Genomic DNA, 17,403 nt, shown 5'->3' with positions numbered 1-17,403 from the left:
ATCTTTTGTGTTATAATTCATATTCCAATAGCTTGGACAACTCTTCATAGCTATTTGTGACGTACACCAAACGATCATTAATTATGATGGTAGGAGTAGCCATCAGCCCTCTATCTACTAACTGATTGATGACCTTATCCATCTTCTTATATTTGTCAGAAGAATGTAAGTAGGCATCAAATTCTTTCATATTCAATCTTTTAGACTTTGCTAAGTTATATATAAAAACAGAATCTGCTACTCCTGAACAGTTAAATATAGAATCATGAAAAGTCCAGAATTGTTTTTGTTCACCAGCAGCTTCACATGCCAAAGCCGCTAACGAAGGAGCATCCGCAAAATGCACAAAACCAAATTTAACCCGCCCTTTATAGCTGTCATAGAGTTTGGACAATGTCTTTTCAAATTGCACACAACGCTCACAATTATAATCGGAGGCTACAATAAAAGTAACAGGAGCATCTAAATTTCCTCTATAGTACACACACAAGTCCCTCACAACACATTCCGGTTGTTTAGGAGGATATAAATATCTTTTAATATCCGCCTTTTGATATAAAGAATCAATCAATGCCTGAACAATCCGACTCCGAAGTTTCTGTTGATAAGATAGTTTCTCCTCAATCGAACCTTTTACTAACGGGACTAATTCACTTTTTATATAAGAGCTTTGTGTATTGAATCCATATCGTTTTTTCAAACTATCCTGTCCTACACATATTTTTTGCTGGACAAACCAATCGATAAACTCTTCCAAAGACATTTTTTCTTTTTTGGCTGCATCCTCTAACAATTTCTGTTTGATCATACCCGCAAGTACCCGACTTTTGATTTCATACGCCGTATTCAATATATCAAAAATCTCTTGTTTACTTTGAGACGCTAGCTCTGAAAGAAGAATCTTTTCTCCATTCACTTCTGCAACAATATCATTCTTATTTATAACAGGAGTATTGCAAGCAATAAAAAGAAAAGAGAAGAGAAAGAAATGCAATATTTTCATGTTTATATACTAATTAAATCAATTCTTATTGGCAAGTTTTACCAATAAGAATTGATTATAAACAAATTAATAACTAGATAGATGATTGCACCAATTTTGTGAAATTAGTTTTATCCGTATTAAGGCATATGTGATATCTTGTATTTCTATCCAACTGGACTCCATAAAATGAACCTTGCGGATCACTGTGATGTTGGTGCCCTATCCATACTTGTGCCCAATTTTTATTCTTATGATCTTCATCATCAAAATACAAATTGCCTGAAGCCATATTAGCAGGAGCAATGACTCCATAATTAATACCTACAGGTCCCACTGGAATATCGCCCCATTTATTCATATTCCTATCTATATTCCATGCCAATGTAGCATTAGAATCCAATTTAGACATTCCAGAAATGTGCATTACATCATAATAATTAGGGTCATCAGACCACACACCATTATGACCACCATCTTCTGTATCATGATAACGGACCAATGTCATGGTCTCTAAAGGTACATCCTCAAACAAAAAGACTCCCCCCGGATAACGAAACCCCGCATCCACCATGCAAAATTCGAGACGCATATTATCTCCACCATCAACATATGTATCTCCAACATTGCCACTTACGCTAGATTTACTATTTCCGTTTTCACAATCAATTTTTATCGACAAATACTTGTAATTACCACAAGAACCAACTCTGAAAACTCCGACCCTTGGCGATGCTACACCATAAGCCGTACGCATAACCTTCTCCTTAGCAACTTCCATCCGTCCCATAATTTCCGCGATATAATTATCCTTCAAAATCTGAATGGAGTCTTCATCACCCAAAGTTTCACATTTCAAACCATTATCACCCGCTTCCAACGTACCTAGTTCATACTCATTGTTCAAGCCATTTAATTCGGATTCTGTATCAAGTAATACAGAATTTCCCGCACAAGAGCAGCATAAAGCCACCATTGCTCCGAAAATCAATAGATTCTTTTTCATCGTGATTAAATTTTAATTAGATTTTATTTAATAAGAAAAGTATTCCAGCACACTCTTATTCATAAGCATTATGATAACAGACTACTCAATAAATATTTTACATATTTATCAATACTCTAAGTAGTAGATGAATAGACTGTTTTCTTAGATCCTACATCTTTTAAGATATTTACAGTAGTAGCTTCAATAAGTGAAAATTCAATCAATATCAATGAATTTTCCAGTAAAGCATTAGGCAAGAAGAAAATTGAGTATGACTGCATTTGAGTCACATCAACCAAAAAGACTTGGCATTTCGCTTTCTGTTCTATTACATATATACTTATATATGTTTGCAACAAAATAGCTAGTAACAAAAAGAATAGAAGTTTCGATTTCATAATGTCTGTGTGTTTATAATCTGTGTCCAAAGATACAAAAGCATAACGAAAGATACCAATCCCACTTGGTAACATAGGTAACAGTTCTAAACGAAATAGGTAATGAAGTGTAACACACACTGAATTCTACTAATAATCGCTTCAAAATATGCATCTAAACAATCAAAAAGCTAGTTTTACTTTTTTCTTACTTATTTTCCATAAAAAAAATCTTGGACTTCTGAATCAGAAGCCCAAGAGCCTTTCTCACAGAGAATACATCTATTGCAGATATCGCATCTGCAAACAGATGTATCAAATTGCCGCTGAATGAACTTTTATTCGAATAACCAGTTTGTTCGAACACCCTACCAGCTTTCAGCAAAGCAATTATTATAAGTGATTTTATTTTCAAAATATACCTAATAACTATTATATGCCTTTCGCAAGGAACATTAAGCCCACGAGTCAAAATCAACCGTTTCTTTCCCCTTTCGGTCGACATCTAATCGCCAACGCTATTTCAGCAATGCACTATATACTCAATAGCGGAGCTTTAATAGTTAATTATTTAGGTATATTTATCTAGTTGCAAATATATCTATTACAGAGATTAGTCTAATTCAAACTCTCCGGCATAGGTTTCAGTCGGAAGTTGTATTTCTACAATATACTTACCTTTCTCTTCACCTGCAAGATTAATATTAATCTTTTGTACATTCAAATCAGTAGATGAATAAACTACTTCTTCCGTTTCTGCATCTTTTATGATGATTGTCACAGAAGTAACAGGTACAACAAGATCAATGGATAACATCGGGCTTTCAACAAAAGCAATAGGTATAATAGGAATAGATCTATGCTGTGCCTGAGTTTTATTTCTTAGTTCAATCTGACGCAAAGATTTCATTTCTCGTGCAAAGGAAGTTGTGTTTACCTGAAGTAAAATGGTCAACAATAACAGAAGTAAGAATTTAGCTTTCATAATAAATTGAGTTTAAAATTTCGCCCCAAAAATACATAGTTGATATAAAAAAAACGATTTTTATGTGGTAACAATGGTAACAGGACACTATAATTTACAGATTATCAATGCTAAATACATATTCAAACATCTCTGCATCCATTTTATTCTTAATTCGATTCTTACGTGTTTTAAGAGCATCTGATGTAGTATCCATTAATTCCATAATAACAGTTTTGGAACAATGAAGTTTGGAAAGAATACAATAAAACAAATCGTCATGAGTTAAAGTTGGACAACATTCTTGCAAATTCGTCATCACATCAATAAATGTTTTGCATATAACAGTATGCATCTCCGCTCTCAAATTACGCATCACTAATAATTGCTTAGGAGTCGCTTTCTCCAAAGCTTCCAATTTACTGTAATAATCGGTATTCTGAAACACAGACACACATAATTGAAACTGTTGTTCTCTCAATTCGGACATTTTCTTATTAACAAGTTCCTTATTGGACTCAGAAACTTCTTCCTCTTTTAGTAACATAGTATCTACTCGCTTTTGAGTTAACTCATGTTGCAAAGCTATATAACGCTTTTTTCGTTTCCTGTCATTCCACATAAAGGAAAAAACACATATAATCATCAAAGAAAGAAATGCAACAATCAAACTACCAATTAATATTTTAGTACGCTCTGACAACACTCTTTTATGCTCTTCCAATTGATGCTTATCCATAAGTCGATTAAGTTCCTCATTATCAGCAATCACCTGAATTGAATCATAAAGTATCTTATATGCATCAATATTTTCTGCTGCAACCTTCCATTCACCTTTTCTCTTCGCAACTTGATACATACCATCATAACAAGCAACCTTACCATAAATATCAAGCTGCTCTATATTCCTACAGTAAAAATAGCTAGCAGAATCAAGCTTATTCAAATTAAGCATAACTTTTGCTTTTAATAAACAAGCATTAAAAGATCTATTATAATCCATTGTCGCAATCGCCTTTGATATATATCTATCTGCTTGAACATAATCCTTTTCTTCACTGTAAACCATAGCTAAATCATGATAAAGTGCACCTATCAAATTAGGATCTTGATCTGCTAATGCACAACCAAGAGCATATTCATAATAGTATAGTGCACTATCTTTCTCATTCTGCAACAAAAATGTACGCGCAATACCTCTCAGTGGATATATTTGTTCACTTTTCCCTCTCAATATCTGATAAGCTGAGCGATAAGCCTCCGCTGCTACACTACTCAAATCTTCTTCTTCATAACATTCCGCCAAATTATCATATATCATCGCCAAAAACTCATCTTTAACAGGCATCAACCGAATTGCCGTCAAGTATTCTTCTACAGCGAAAGAAGTATACCCCATATCCCGGTAAGTAGCTCCCCAGTAATAATGAGCCTTTGCAGCATACAAACTCTTTTTTCTATCACCATAGTACTCAACAGCCGTTTTTATTAACGAATCATCCTCTAAAGCAATATAATTCTTATACTTCGCTTGCGTAAGCAACAACGCATATAGCGCTCTATCAGCACGTGGTAGCTTCTGTGGAGAAGAAATAGATTCCAAAATGAATAACGCACTATCAGGATGTGCTTCCATTAATGAATCAGCACACAATAGCAAAGGATTCTTCACTGAAGAAGAACATGAAGATAGAGATATAGATGACAGAATGCCACCCAGACCGACAAATAAGCAAAGAAAGACCAATAAATGGCATCTTGAACAGAAATATTTTATTTTCATCTGGCAATTGTTCGTTTCATGAAACAAAAGTAGCAAATTCCTGCAAGACGAACTTAGTATCCAAAATACATTTATTTAAATATAACTTATAAAAAACAAGAGCCACAACCCCATCTTCCCGTGAAAGGAAGGTGAAATTGTGACTCTTTTATACAACAAGCTAAGCTCTAAACAGACTTACAGAGCGAAAGCGGCTTTAATTTTATCAACATAATCAAGCTTCTCCCATGTAAAGAGCTCAACGTCTACCGTTTTCTCACCCTCATAGCGAGAAGAGAATTTCTTTGTAACCACTTGCGGCTCACGTCCCATATGACCATAAGCAGCAGTTTCCTGATAAATAGGATTGCGAAGTTTCAGACGTTCTTCGATAGCTTTCGGACGAAGGTCGAACAATTGGTCAATGATGCGGGCAATCTCGCCATCAGTCATATTCACATGAGAACGGCCGTAAGTATCCACAAAAATATTGATCGGACGAGCCACACCAATAGCATAACTTACCTGCACAAGCATTTCATCTGCTACACCTGCCGCAACCATATTCTTAGCGATATGACGTGCTGCATAAGCTGCGCTACGGTCTACCTTGCTAGGGTCCTTTCCGGAGAAAGCACCACCACCGTGAGCACCTTTGCCACCATAAGTATCAACGATAATCTTACGACCTGTCAATCCGGTATCTCCGTGAGGACCACCGATTACAAACTTTCCGGTAGGATTAACATGATAGATGATCTTGTCATTGAACAGTGCCAACACTTTATCATGATGGATAGAAGCAATCACACGAGGCATCAGAATCTCGATCACATCACGACGGATGATAGACAGCATTTCTTCGTCAGCTTTTAACTGAGCTGCTTGTGAATCATCTTCCGGCTGGATAAAGTCATCATGTTGAGTAGAAACAACGATTGTATCAATGCGAACAGGAGTTCCATTGTCGTCATATTCGATAGTTACCTGGCTTTTGGCATCGGGACGGAGGTAAGTCATCACCTTGCCTTCACGACGGATATCAGCCAGCACTTGCAGAATGCGGTGTGCCAAATCAAGAGAAAGCGGCATGTAGTTTTCCGTTTCATTCGTAGCATAACCAAACATCATACCCTGGTCGCCTGCACCCTGTTCCATCGGGTCCTGACGCTCTACACCGCGGTTGATATCGGGGCTTTGCTCATGAATAGCGGACAATACACCACAAGAGTTACTTTCGAACATGTACTCTCCTTTGGTATAGCCGATTTTCTTAATCACTTCGCGTGCGATGAGCTGGAGGTCAACGTACGCTTTTGTTTTCACTTCACCCGCTAGCACCACTTGTCCGGTAGTTACTAGTGTTTCGCAAGCTACTTTCGAACTGGGGTCGTAAGCCAACAGTTTGTCAAGTACGGCATCCGATATTTGATCGGCTACCTTGTCGGGGTGTCCTTCTGACACCGATTCGGATGTAAATAAGTATCCCATCTTTCTTAAATTAAGAATTAAAAAATAAGAATTAAGAATGAGAGAGTAGGAGAGGTGAGTGCTGCAAGGAGTAAACCGCAAAGCGTCGATAAGACGTGTTTTAGCATTTTTTTCCGTGGTTGCAAGCTACTCAAATCTGTCCACACTTTCATTTCGGTTGCAAAGATAAAGAGAATTCGGAGATTATCAGTATCTTTGGCACGTATTTAACACATAAATAGATTTAAAATGATTCTAAATAAGAGAGTAAGAACGATTTTCGTTTTGGCACTTTATGTCGGATTTACGATTGCCATTTACGCCATTGTATGCCACTTTATCAACCGCGAGTTTCGGGATATTGAGCTACTGTATGCTGTATTGATAGGCTGTTTAGCCTATTTGCCGCGATTTATTGCTGACAAGAAGAAGAAATAAGTTCGCGCATCGTTTTTCCAAGCACGGGATGCACAAGTTCCGGCGCAATCTCTGCCAACGGCTTCATCACGAAGTCGCGTTCTGTCATAAGCGGGTGGGGGAGATTCAGTTCCACTCCGGTCGGAGAGGTCACAGAAAGTACCAAATCTTCATACATCAACAGGTCGATATCAATCAAACGGTCACTATATGCGCCATTGATTGATTTTTTCATGCGTCCCAGCTCACGCTCAATCGCTTGCGTTTTCTGCAGCACATCCAAAGGAGATAATTCCGTCTCTACACAAGCGGCGGCATTCAAGAAACTATTTTCGGAAGTAAATCCCCAAGGGGCGGTAACATAAAAAGCAGACAGGGAAACGACTTCCCCTATCTGCTCTTCTATTTTTTGCACGGCATCCCGAAGATTCTGTTCTTTATCTCCCAGGTTTGTGCCGAGCCCTACATAAACTTTTGCCATTATCTATTTTCAAACAAGAAGATACCACTATCTTTCATCCAAGGGAATGAAAAACTCCACCTTGCCACATTTCGGGCAAACATACAGATCAAAAGATTCGCGATTCTGAAACAATTCAAATAAGTTTCCAAAGAGTCCGGTACTCATTCCTTCGTGAAATTTATATTTACCAGAGTATTCCATCTCAACCTGACAGCGCAAACAATCAATAGAACGTTCTTCTTCCTCTACCGATTCCAGCTCATTCAGGTCTAAGACTTTATCTTCCGGGAAACTATAATTGCAATTCCAGCAAATATCAAAGCTATCTTCTACTTCCTCATGGCATTTAGGGCAGATCTTCATAGCCGTATCTTATTTGTCTAAAATCAACATCGCGTCTCCGTATGTACCGAAACGGTAACCTTCTTTCAATGCTACATGATAAGCATCCATCACCTGGTCATAACCGCCGAAAGCAGCTACAATCATCAACAACGTGGAAAGCGGCATATGGAAGTTGGAAATCATTGAATTGGCCACAGTAAATTCATATGGCGGGAAGATAAACTTGTTCGTCCATCCTTCAAATTCCTTCAAATGCCCGTCGGTGCTGACTGCGCTTTCGATGGCACGCATCACTGTCGTACCTACCGCACACACATTCTTTCCGCTATCTTTAGCACGATTAACGGCTTTCACTGCAGCTGCATCTACAAACATCTGTTCCGAATCCATCTTATGCTTCGTCAAGTCTTCTACGTCGATGTCGCGGAAGTTGCCCAAACCAGCGTGCAGGGTGATATATGCAAAGTCCACTCCCTTGATTTCCAAACGCTTCATCAATTCACGGCTGAAGTGCAGGCTGGCAGTCGGAGCTGTTACCGCACCTTCATTCTTCGCGAAGATAGATTGGAAACGTTCTGCATCTTCCGGTTCTACGGGACGGTTGATAATCGTATGTGGCAGCGGAGTTTCGCCCAATTCATACAAAGCTTTTTTGAACTCGTCGTGAGGTCCGTCATAAAGGAAACGCAGTGTACGTCCACGAGAAGTAGTATTATCAATAACTTCGGCCACCATTGAATCGTCCGGGCCGAAATACAGCTTGTTACCGATACGAATCTTACGTGCCGGATCCACCAATACGTCCCACAAGCGAAGTTCTTCATTCAATTCACGCAACAAGAATACTTCGATACGCGCACCCGTCTTCTCCTTATTACCGTACAAGCGAGCAGGGAATACCTTCGTATCGTTAAATATAAACACATCCTTATCATCAAAGTAGTCCAAAACGTCCTTAAACATCTTGTGTTCAATCTTACCTGTATTACGGTGTAATACCATCAAACGAGACTCATCTCTATACTTCATAGGATGTAGAGCGATCTTATCCTCGGGTAACTTAAATTTGAATTGTGATAATTTCATACCTATTCCTTATTACGTTAATTATTTTCTTCCTCATTTTCTATTTCCTGCTGGTCTATCCACTCCTTGAAGTGTTCGGGATCCGGGCAGTCTTCCAACCGGACGTCACCTACACGGGTGCGAATCAGTCCTGTCAGATGCGCTCCGCTATGAAGCGCTTCACCGATGTCACGTGCCAGCGCACGGATATACGTCCCTTTGCTGCATACGACACGGATTTGAATCATCGGCTCCGGAGCATCCAATCGACATTCCAGCAATTCAATCTCGTCGATAACAAGCTGCTTCGCCTTTAGTTCTACTTCCTCGCCTTTTCTTGCCAGTTCGTAAGCGCGCTTTCCATCCACCATACAGGCAGAAAAAGCAGGCGGTATCTGTTCTATCGTACCGATAAAGTGCGTCAGCACTTCTTCCACCATCTCCCGCGTGATATGTTCAGTAGGGTAGGTGACATCTATCTCGTGTTCCAAATCATACGACGGGGTGGTAGCGCCCAACCGGAGTGTAGCAACATACTCCTTCGTTTGATATTGAAATTCTTCTATTCTCTTCGTTGCCTTGCCTGTGCATACAATCATTACCCCAGTCGCAAGAGGGTCCAGCGTACCGGCATGACCGACTTTTAGTTTTTTCACCCCTATCCGGCGACAAATATGATAACGGACATGCCCTACTACCTTAAATGAAGTCCAACCAAGAGGTTTATTAAAAAACAGTACTTCTCCTTTTTTAAAATTCATCAGCCTATTTCCAAGTTATATCCCAACAACAGCATTATCAGGATCGTTCCACCCACGATAATTCTGTACCAACCGAACGCCTTAAAGCCATATTTGGTAACAAAGCTTATAAAGAACTTTATAGCCAGCAGGGCGACGATAAAAGCCACCACATTACCAATAATAAGAGCCGACATATTGTTGACCAGAATTTCCGTACCACCATCCAGGAATAGCTTCAGCACCTTATATCCGGTTGCCGCAAACATAGTCGGCACTGCAAGAAAGAATGAAAATTCAGCAGCTTCCTTACGTGTCAGCTTCTGTGCCATACCACCAACGATGGTCGCCATCGAACGGGATACACCCGGTATCATGGCAATACATTGGAACAGACCAATATTGAATGCTTTTCTCTCTGTCAATACCGTATCTTCGCTTCCTTTCGTGAATATCTTGTCACAAAACAACATAAATATTCCACCGATAACCAGCATCACGGCAACTATCACCACACTTTCCAGCATCTCGTCTATCTTATCGCTAAACAAGAAGCCCAATATGGCAGCGGGAATAAAAGCGACTAACAACTTCCAGTAAAAATCAAACTTATGCAGAAAACGTTTCAAAGCAGAAGTACCCGCCGGAACCGGTGTATGATTCAGCCGGAAGAAGCGCTTCCAGTAAAGACATACGACTGAAAGAATGGCACCAAACTGAATAATAACAGTAAATGCCTTTACAAATTCCGTACTTTCTATGCCTAGTATGTTTTGCGTTATAATCATGTGTCCTGTAGAAGAAACCGGAAGAAATTCCGTCAATCCCTCTACGATAGCAATAATAATCGTTTCTAATGTTGTTAAATCCCCCATTTTTATTCCTCAGTTTTTTGTGTTTTAGGTTTGCGTAATACAGCGTAAATCATTGACAAAAATCCCAACAGGCAAACGACAGGCGCCACCTTTATTCTGCGTACACTGAAAATATCCGGTTCAAAAACCGTTTCGGACGACGGAGGTCCCGACATCAATAGAAAGCCGATAATAACAATCGCCATTCCTATTGCTAGCAAGATAAAGTTCACTTTATCAAAGGCAAATTTCTGCTTGTCAGACATAAGCTTTTTCTTCTTTTGAATTAAATATAGTATAAGCTGTTCGCCTTCATTCTCAAGTACTTATTCATCGAGAAGTAGGCGCATAGCCATGTTATTACAATTCCAAACACTAATACGCTTGCGCATACTATCAACATGACTTCGGGTGTGATAACCTGAAGCAGTTCCTGTTCATACGTCACAGCCCAATAGGCGGTTCCCATCAATACGGCATCGGCAATCGTAGCCGCCAGCACACCGCTCCACACGTTTTTCCGGAGAAACGGCCCCCGGATAAAGCCCCAGCTCGCCCCCACCAGCTTCATCGTATGAATGAGGAATCGCTTGGAATAGATGGCAAGTCTTATCGTATTGTTTATCAAGGCAAAAGAAATAAAAGTGAGCACCACCGCCAAAGCAAGCAGCACCAGGCTGATATTCCGTATATTATCATTCACGGCATCAATCAGCTCTTTCCTGTAAAGCACATCCTGTATATTGGAATTCTTCTTTACCAGTTTCTCTATTTTCGCAATGCTGTCGGAATTGGCATAGTTGGAATGGAGCTTGATTTCGAGGGACGCAGTAAAGGGATTATAACCCAGGAACTCCTCGGGATCGGTTCCCATCGCTTCCGTCTGCTCCTTCAGAGCCTGTTTTTTAGAGATATATTCGGATTGCTTCACGAAAGGCTCCTGATTCAGCTTCTTCTGAAGTTTCAGAATATCGGCTTCCTTCATATCGTCACTGATAAGAATAGAAAAACTGATATTCTCGCGGACGTACACGGAAAGATTATGCGCCGTCAGCACGAAAAAGACAACCAGTCCGAGCAGCAACAACACTAGCGTCGTACTGATACTCGACGTAATGAACTGCATGTCGAATACTGAACTTGACTTATATTTGTTTTTACTTCCCATGCGTTATCTCTTTTTTCGGAATACGTAAATCATAGAACTACTCCGCTCCTTCCGTCCCAAAGCGCTGAACCAGGCCAACGTCCCGGCATACATTCCTTTCAGGAGGCTGTTCGAACTGCCACGATGCTTCTCGCTCAACATAGATACATAGAATGCATCAAACGGCATCGGATGGCGTGCCGCCATAATGAAGCCGTGGCGGGAGGCCAACTGCTGTATCGTGCCCGGAGTGAAATGCCAAAGATGGCGGGGTACGTCATAAGCCGCCCAATATTCACCATAACGCTTGGCGTCATAAGAAGAACAGTTGGGCACTGCCACAATCAACACACCTTTTTCCGTCAGCAACTCACGAAGCATCTCCCAAATTTCGTTGAGGTGCTCCAAATGTTCCATCACGTGCCAAAGAGTGATTACATCAAAGCTATCGGGAGCAAACTCCTTCAACGCTGATTCGGGCTTCACATCCAGGTCGAAATTCGTTTTCGCGAACTCACGTGCCTGCGGGCTTTTCTCCACCGCTTCCACTTTCCAGCCACGACGCACCATTGTATGGGCGAAATAGCCGGTTCCCGTACCTATATCAAGCAAACGCCCCGTCTTACGATGCGACTCTCTTGCTACCAGGCGCGCTTTGCGACCCAGCATATAGGAACGTACATAATGGTAAATGTTATTCATCGCGCCCTTGCGCGTATCAGAGTGGGAGATGTAATCGGGAGTCTCATAATACTTGCCTATCTCTGCTTCTACGGGAACGCCTTGCGTGAATGTAAATCCGCAGTCTTCACACGAATACAGTTCAAACTGTTCGCCCGAAGCATAAAAATCCGTACAAGTCATGACGCGTTTCAAGTGCGTACTGCCACACACCGGACAAGCATTTATACTGAGTTTCTCCATTAATTCTAAACAAAATTAAGTGCTGCCTCAAATCAAGAAGCAACACTATACCCGAATTTGGTGCAAAGAAACAAATAAAATGTGATGTAATGGGCTTTTGTTAAGGACTTTTAATAGAAAACAAATAGCCGAATGAAGCGAAAACTCAAGAACTCAATATTTATGTAACAAGTGAAGTTTAGACAAGTATTCAATGACAACATCTGCCGCCCCTCTTCTCTTTTTATCAATAGAGTTATAACTATCAAGTAAATCAGGAGATTCTTTCAGTATTTCCTCCATATATGCAGGAGTAATGCGCTCTACTTTATTGGCATCGGACGCAATAATATAACATGACTGATTTTTCAACATATCCGCCGCAGTAATAGCTCCGCCCACAGCACCAAATAGTCCTCCCATTGCCCCGGCCTTCATCGCCTCACTTTTGCCAACCGTCATAGAAATAAAGCAGACTTTGTCTTCTCCAAGACGAAATCCGAGAGCATATCCTTTCCCCAATACATATCTGCCATACTTCAAAGAACGACAATTCACAAAAAGAGTATCATTGCAAATAACAAAGCGCACCTGTTTCTTCAGTAATTCATGAGTCTCATCATTCTCAACGATTGGTCTGAAATCGGCCCCTCCGCTCCAAAACTTATTTCCTTGAGTTCGTCTTTCCATCTTCAACGAATCCGAAAGTTCCCATCTATCATTCACATAATCGGAAAAAGTAAATGCATATTTCCCTTGGGCAAAAAGATTACCCACTCCCATTAACAACACAAATAACAATAAATACTTTCTCATCTTTTCAGTAAAAATAATATTATTCTTTTAAAAGGCTATCCTAAGTAAGATAACCCCTATTTTATAACTTCATTTTTTTATTCGACAATCTATAAAGAAAAGGGCAAAGATGACTATTGAAACTTCTATCTATACATCTTGAAAATCTTCAGATATTTCTTCTAATGTCCCAAAATCAGTTTTCCATATATCAAGTTCATATAGATCCCCTTCCTCGTCTAAATACAAAGAAGCTATGACCGCCACTCCATCTATATCTTTAAATAGGCAATCGCTCACTTGAGAACCAAATTTTCGTTTCTTACAAGCCACCCCCGAAGGATATAAAGACAAACTTCCCATTCCTTCATCACTCAAATTGGACACCAATAAATTGTCTTTCCAATCAGGAGAAATATCAATATTTGCTTTTGAAATAAGCTCTTCCAAAAGCGCTATTTCTTTATCAGTCGCATGTCTCATTTCACAGATTGTTGCATAGCGTCCAAATAATAAAGAAGACCATCATCCTAATCACCTTTATGCACATATATACGCAAAATTAATAAAAATATGGACAACCTTTCCACTTTTTCATCAAAAAGTCAGATTAACAGAAAATCCCATATTCCTGTAACTGGGTTGGCGGAAAAAGTCAATGCCCTGATACCAGGTTCCGGTACTGGCAGTAGATTCCGGATCAAACGGAGCTTTATTATACAACATCAGTAGATTACGTCCCACCAATGCCACCCGCACATCTTGTATCCACTTCACCCATCGGTTGACAGGAATATGATAAGCCAGCGATAACTCGGCAAGACGAATATTTGTAGCATCATAGGTGTATAACGTTCCCGTACGCGCCCCACCTACCGTTTGGTAATAGTTCTTAGCCGGAATATTCTCACCGCTCACCCAAACACCGCCATTATCCCGGGCTACAGCCGTAGCTTGAGATACTCCAAATTGATCCATAATCGCTTGAGTCATCGACAGCCCCACACCTCCGAAGCGGGCATGAATCACGAAATCAAGTTCGAAACCTTTCCAAGCAAAACTGTTTGCCAGTCCCATCGTATATTTAGGGTCAGCATTACCCGCATAGATATAATCCCGGCCAGGAGTAACGTTCTGCGAAGTTTTATCAACAACGGCATTTCCTTGCGCATCTCTCTGTAAATCGGTAACATATATATCACCAATCGAACCACCTTTCTTCAACGGAATATACCAACTGCCACCTTCTGCCATCTTAACTTCATCCAACACCACATCTTCACCCGTTATAGGATTCTTCCGAACTTCTCCGAGCTGTTTTATTTCATTCTTATTGATAGAGTAAGTCAAACGCCCGTTCCACTTCACCTGCCCGATATTCATATTTGTCCCCAAGACGAGTTCGAAACCTTTATTATCAATTCTGCATCCGGTATCCATTAAATAGAGATCTGTGGGAGAACTTGTAGAAGGATAAGGAACAGAAACATATCCTCCAAACGGCAAATCAGAGGTAGATGTCTTATACATTGTAAACGCCAAGCTGATCTTATCATTAAGAAAGCCTGCATTCAGTCCTATTTCGTGAGACTTGGTGTGTTCGGGCTTCAGATTATTATCAACCAGCCTCGGCTCCAAACCTATCCTTTCTTTGTTCAAAAAGATATAATCAGTAAAGCTATTTCCGGTTTCGCTATACGTATAGTTGAGTTTTAGAAATGAAAGAAACCTGTCGGGATTATCGGACAGCCATCCGGTTGGTACCACAGACACTCCTACCGAAGGATAGAACACATCAGTAGAAAAGCTCGAATCATCATCATCCCAGAATTTAAGCCATTCCATTCGTCCGCCCAAATCCAGAAATAACCGTTCTTTATATCCTAGTTGCGCAAGCATAAACAAGGAGGTAGTTCGATCGTGATAATCCCATTGCATGGAGTAGTACCTCTTCTTATCCAATGCGGATAATTCGAACTGGTTCAGCACCTCCAGCGAACCACCATAGTTAGAATAATCAAACTTTGTATCGCAGAGCGAACTACCCAGAGTTGCATCAATTGAAAAATCCCCCACCGCTTTGCGAGCATTGAACAATAATTCGGAATAGACCTGCGTGTTTTTAATCTCATTTTCATAGTACGTCCCCAACCTATCGGCAAATACAGTAGATGCATAAAGTTTTTCAGTCCCGTTCTCTTTGTCACGGTCATAATGAACACGCCCTGATACATTGAGCCAGGAAGTCAAATCAAACTTAGCCCCTACACCGCCTATCAAACGTTTCTTTTTCCGATTATACATATTACGGTTTATTGTCCAATACGGATTCTGCATACCAAGCCCCATATCTCCCAAAGGCCAATATTGCGTATTACCGCCTAACTCCGGATCGTAAGCCTCAAAAAGATCTTTATAACTATATTTATTGCTACTGCCTGGATAGACGGGAATTCTCTCTTGCAATACATCAGGAAGCAGATAAACAGGAACCAACGGATTGCCATACATGCCCTGTGATTGCATATTCTGTTCAGCGGTATGGATATACCTCAGGTTAACGTCAAGTTTCAGCCTATGACGTAATAAAGAAGAGGTGTTGCGCAACGAAAAGTTATAGCGATCTACATCGTTATTGGGAATCATACCGGCACCATTCATTGTGACAGCCGAAACACGAGTCTGATTATATTCATTTCCGATAGACAGAGCAAGAGAATTATTGATAGAATGTCCGGTACGAAAAAAGTCCGCAGGATCCCACGATTGGGGATGGCTCATTTTTTCTCCCCACCGCCAGTCGTAAGTCTGCTGGAATTCAGGCATGACCATCGGTGAACTAAAAGTTGTACTATTTCCCAGCTCTACCCTGAGTTTCCCGGTATGTGCCTTTTTCGTGTTAATCATTACCACGCCACTAGCGGAACGGCTACCGTATAAAGCAGAAGCTGCCGCAGTACTCAACACGGATATGCTTTCTATATCATCAGGACAGATAGCAGCCATGCCATCACCCGTCTGCCCACTGCCCGAATAGATATTATAAGGCTGTCTTGCCTCCAATCGTGGCAAAGGTACACCATCCAGAGTGAATAACACATTATTTGATTTCAATATGGAACGATAACCACGTAGCACCATCCTCACTGAACCTCCCACACCGGAAGCACCAGGATTGATAGTTGCACCCGCCAATCTTCCTATCAGAGAATTCACAAAATTAGCATCTTTGACTTTCATCAGATCAGCGCCGTCAATCTGTTGCGAGATATAAGATGACTTTATTGTATCTTGCAGAAGATTCGTTTTGTCAGTAGTGGAGCTTTGTATCAGATGAGTAGGATTCGCACTTTCATTCTCTGCATGAAGCATAGAAACAGGCAAAGCAGTTGATAGCAATAAAGCTATTCCAATCTTTTTCGCTGATGATACACACATAGTATGTAAATAGTAGCGGTTAGTCAAGTCTTTTACATTGTGTTCTTTCATAATATCTTATCAAAAGTTATTTTGCTTCTGTTTCTACAAAACTACTAATATATTTGTGAATATACAAGACATTCATCTCTTTATGAGCATAGATAAACGAAAATCATTATAAGTAGTCTATATATAATCCTTCGGAGTCACATTGCCTAATAAAAGAATCTTCAATTTTAATTTTGTCAGAAAGACGAAAAATACATCCATCATAAACTACCACTAGCATCTCCACATCTTCACCATTCTTTTTATAAATCATATAATGACATAAGTATGTCAGAATATCTGTGCCTACAATTTGTTCAATATAAGTAGAAATGGACTCTTTCGTAATCAAAAAATAACAATCGGGGACTATAATATCTCTGGAAAAGTTATCCTCAATTCGAAAAAAGGCAAGCTTTTCATAAGCGCGGCACTCTACAAAATAAGCTGGCATCGAAAATGCCAATATACTTTCTGAAGGTAACTGCGAAATAATATCTATCAATATTCTTTTTTGAAAACCCTCATAATTATCATTAGCTTCTTCTTTTTCCATAACACAATCATTTAACAATGTGATAACCTGCAAGATCAACCCTTTTTTCTTTTCGTATAATTATTTAGCCTACCCACATCCAACATTTTAACAAAACATACGCTATT

General features: G+C 40.0%; 19 protein-coding genes. 1 reads left to right on the top strand and 18 read right to left on the bottom strand.

Annotated elements, in window-relative coordinates:
- Positions 1-10: 10 nt before the first annotated feature.
- From HC965_RS04960 to metK, 6 genes are all read right to left on the bottom strand, one after another.
- Entirely contained in the window at positions 11-1,003 is a 993-nt protein-coding gene (locus HC965_RS04960) for a thioredoxin domain-containing protein (protein ID WP_191030412.1), read from the bottom strand.
- 73 nt (positions 1,004-1,076) lie between these two features.
- On the bottom strand, positions 1,077-1,988 hold the full coding sequence (locus HC965_RS04955) for a hypothetical protein (RefSeq protein WP_191030411.1): 912 nt from the start codon (positions 1,986-1,988) through the stop codon (positions 1,077-1,079).
- Between the two features lie 116 nt (positions 1,989-2,104).
- Positions 2,105-2,368 carry a hypothetical protein gene (locus HC965_RS26610; protein ID WP_223854712.1) on the bottom strand — a complete coding sequence of 88 codons (264 nt, stop codon included), beginning with the start codon at positions 2,366-2,368 and terminating at the stop codon, positions 2,105-2,107.
- Between the two features lie 592 nt (positions 2,369-2,960).
- Positions 2,961-3,332, bottom strand: a complete 372-nt coding sequence (locus HC965_RS04950) for a DUF3244 domain-containing protein (protein WP_191030410.1) — start codon at positions 3,330-3,332, stop codon at positions 2,961-2,963.
- A gap of 94 nt (positions 3,333-3,426) precedes the next feature.
- A complete protein-coding gene (locus HC965_RS04945) occupies positions 3,427-5,094 on the bottom strand; it encodes a tetratricopeptide repeat protein (RefSeq protein WP_223854710.1) in 1,668 nt (555 codons plus the stop codon).
- 177 nt (positions 5,095-5,271) lie between these two features.
- Positions 5,272-6,564 carry a methionine adenosyltransferase gene (gene metK / locus HC965_RS04940; protein WP_044653537.1) on the bottom strand — a complete coding sequence of 431 codons (1,293 nt, stop codon included), beginning with the start codon at positions 6,562-6,564 and terminating at the stop codon, positions 5,272-5,274.
- A gap of 228 nt (positions 6,565-6,792) precedes the next feature.
- Here metK and HC965_RS04935 point away from each other — a divergent pair, with 228 nt between their 5' ends.
- Entirely contained in the window at positions 6,793-6,981 is a 189-nt protein-coding gene (locus HC965_RS04935) for a hypothetical protein (RefSeq protein WP_191030409.1), read from the top strand.
- Here HC965_RS04935 and folK read toward each other — a convergent pair.
- From folK to HC965_RS04875, 12 genes are all read right to left on the bottom strand, one after another.
- The gene (folK, locus tag HC965_RS04930; RefSeq protein ID WP_191030408.1) at positions 6,956-7,441 is read right to left on the bottom strand and encodes a 2-amino-4-hydroxy-6-hydroxymethyldihydropteridine diphosphokinase; all 486 of its coding nucleotides are present in this window, start codon (positions 7,439-7,441) and stop codon (positions 6,956-6,958) included. The two genes, HC965_RS04935 and folK, sit on opposite strands and share 26 nt — an antisense overlap.
- A gap of 27 nt (positions 7,442-7,468) precedes the next feature.
- On the bottom strand, positions 7,469-7,786 hold the full coding sequence (locus HC965_RS04925; protein WP_191030407.1) for a hypothetical protein: 318 nt from the start codon (positions 7,784-7,786) through the stop codon (positions 7,469-7,471).
- Between the two features lie 9 nt (positions 7,787-7,795).
- Entirely contained in the window at positions 7,796-8,854 is a 1,059-nt protein-coding gene (gene queA, locus HC965_RS04920; RefSeq protein ID WP_191030406.1) for a tRNA preQ1(34) S-adenosylmethionine ribosyltransferase-isomerase QueA, read from the bottom strand.
- A gap of 17 nt (positions 8,855-8,871) precedes the next feature.
- A complete protein-coding gene (gene truB / locus HC965_RS04915; RefSeq protein ID WP_191030405.1) occupies positions 8,872-9,594 on the bottom strand; it encodes a tRNA pseudouridine(55) synthase TruB in 723 nt (240 codons plus the stop codon).
- Positions 9,594-10,448, bottom strand: coding sequence for an undecaprenyl-diphosphate phosphatase (locus HC965_RS04910; RefSeq protein ID WP_191030404.1), 855 nt, complete (start codon positions 10,446-10,448; stop codon positions 9,594-9,596). Before HC965_RS04910 ends, truB begins: the two co-directional genes overlap by 1 nt.
- Positions 10,449-10,450: 2 nt before the next feature.
- A complete protein-coding gene (locus tag HC965_RS04905) occupies positions 10,451-10,693 on the bottom strand; it encodes a DUF3098 domain-containing protein (RefSeq protein WP_191030403.1) in 243 nt (80 codons plus the stop codon).
- A 20-nt stretch (positions 10,694-10,713) separates the two neighbouring features.
- Entirely contained in the window at positions 10,714-11,595 is an 882-nt protein-coding gene (locus HC965_RS04900; protein ID WP_191030402.1) for an ABC transporter permease, read from the bottom strand.
- A gap of 3 nt (positions 11,596-11,598) precedes the next feature.
- Positions 11,599-12,498: a methyltransferase domain-containing protein gene (locus tag HC965_RS04895; RefSeq protein WP_191030401.1), complete on the bottom strand. Its 900-nt coding sequence runs from the start codon at positions 12,496-12,498 to the stop codon at positions 11,599-11,601.
- A 153-nt stretch (positions 12,499-12,651) separates the two neighbouring features.
- A complete protein-coding gene (locus HC965_RS04890) occupies positions 12,652-13,293 on the bottom strand; it encodes a DUF6563 family protein (protein ID WP_191030400.1) in 642 nt (213 codons plus the stop codon).
- A gap of 129 nt (positions 13,294-13,422) precedes the next feature.
- Positions 13,423-13,755: a hypothetical protein gene (locus HC965_RS04885; RefSeq protein WP_191030399.1), complete on the bottom strand. Its 333-nt coding sequence runs from the start codon at positions 13,753-13,755 to the stop codon at positions 13,423-13,425.
- 114 nt (positions 13,756-13,869) lie between these two features.
- The gene (locus tag HC965_RS04880) at positions 13,870-16,761 is read right to left on the bottom strand and encodes a SusC/RagA family TonB-linked outer membrane protein (RefSeq protein WP_191030398.1); all 2,892 of its coding nucleotides are present in this window, start codon (positions 16,759-16,761) and stop codon (positions 13,870-13,872) included.
- 106 nt (positions 16,762-16,867) lie between these two features.
- Positions 16,868-17,296, bottom strand: coding sequence for a hypothetical protein (locus HC965_RS04875; protein ID WP_191030397.1), 429 nt, complete (start codon positions 17,294-17,296; stop codon positions 16,868-16,870).
- Positions 17,297-17,403: the final 107 nt, after the last annotated feature.

This window comes from Bacteroides sp. GM023, assembly GCF_014750685.1.
Lineage (GTDB): Bacteria > Bacteroidota > Bacteroidia > Bacteroidales > Bacteroidaceae > Bacteroides.
The sequence above is the reverse complement of the archived record's forward strand: the minus strand, read 5'-3'. Positions and strand labels throughout refer to the sequence as shown.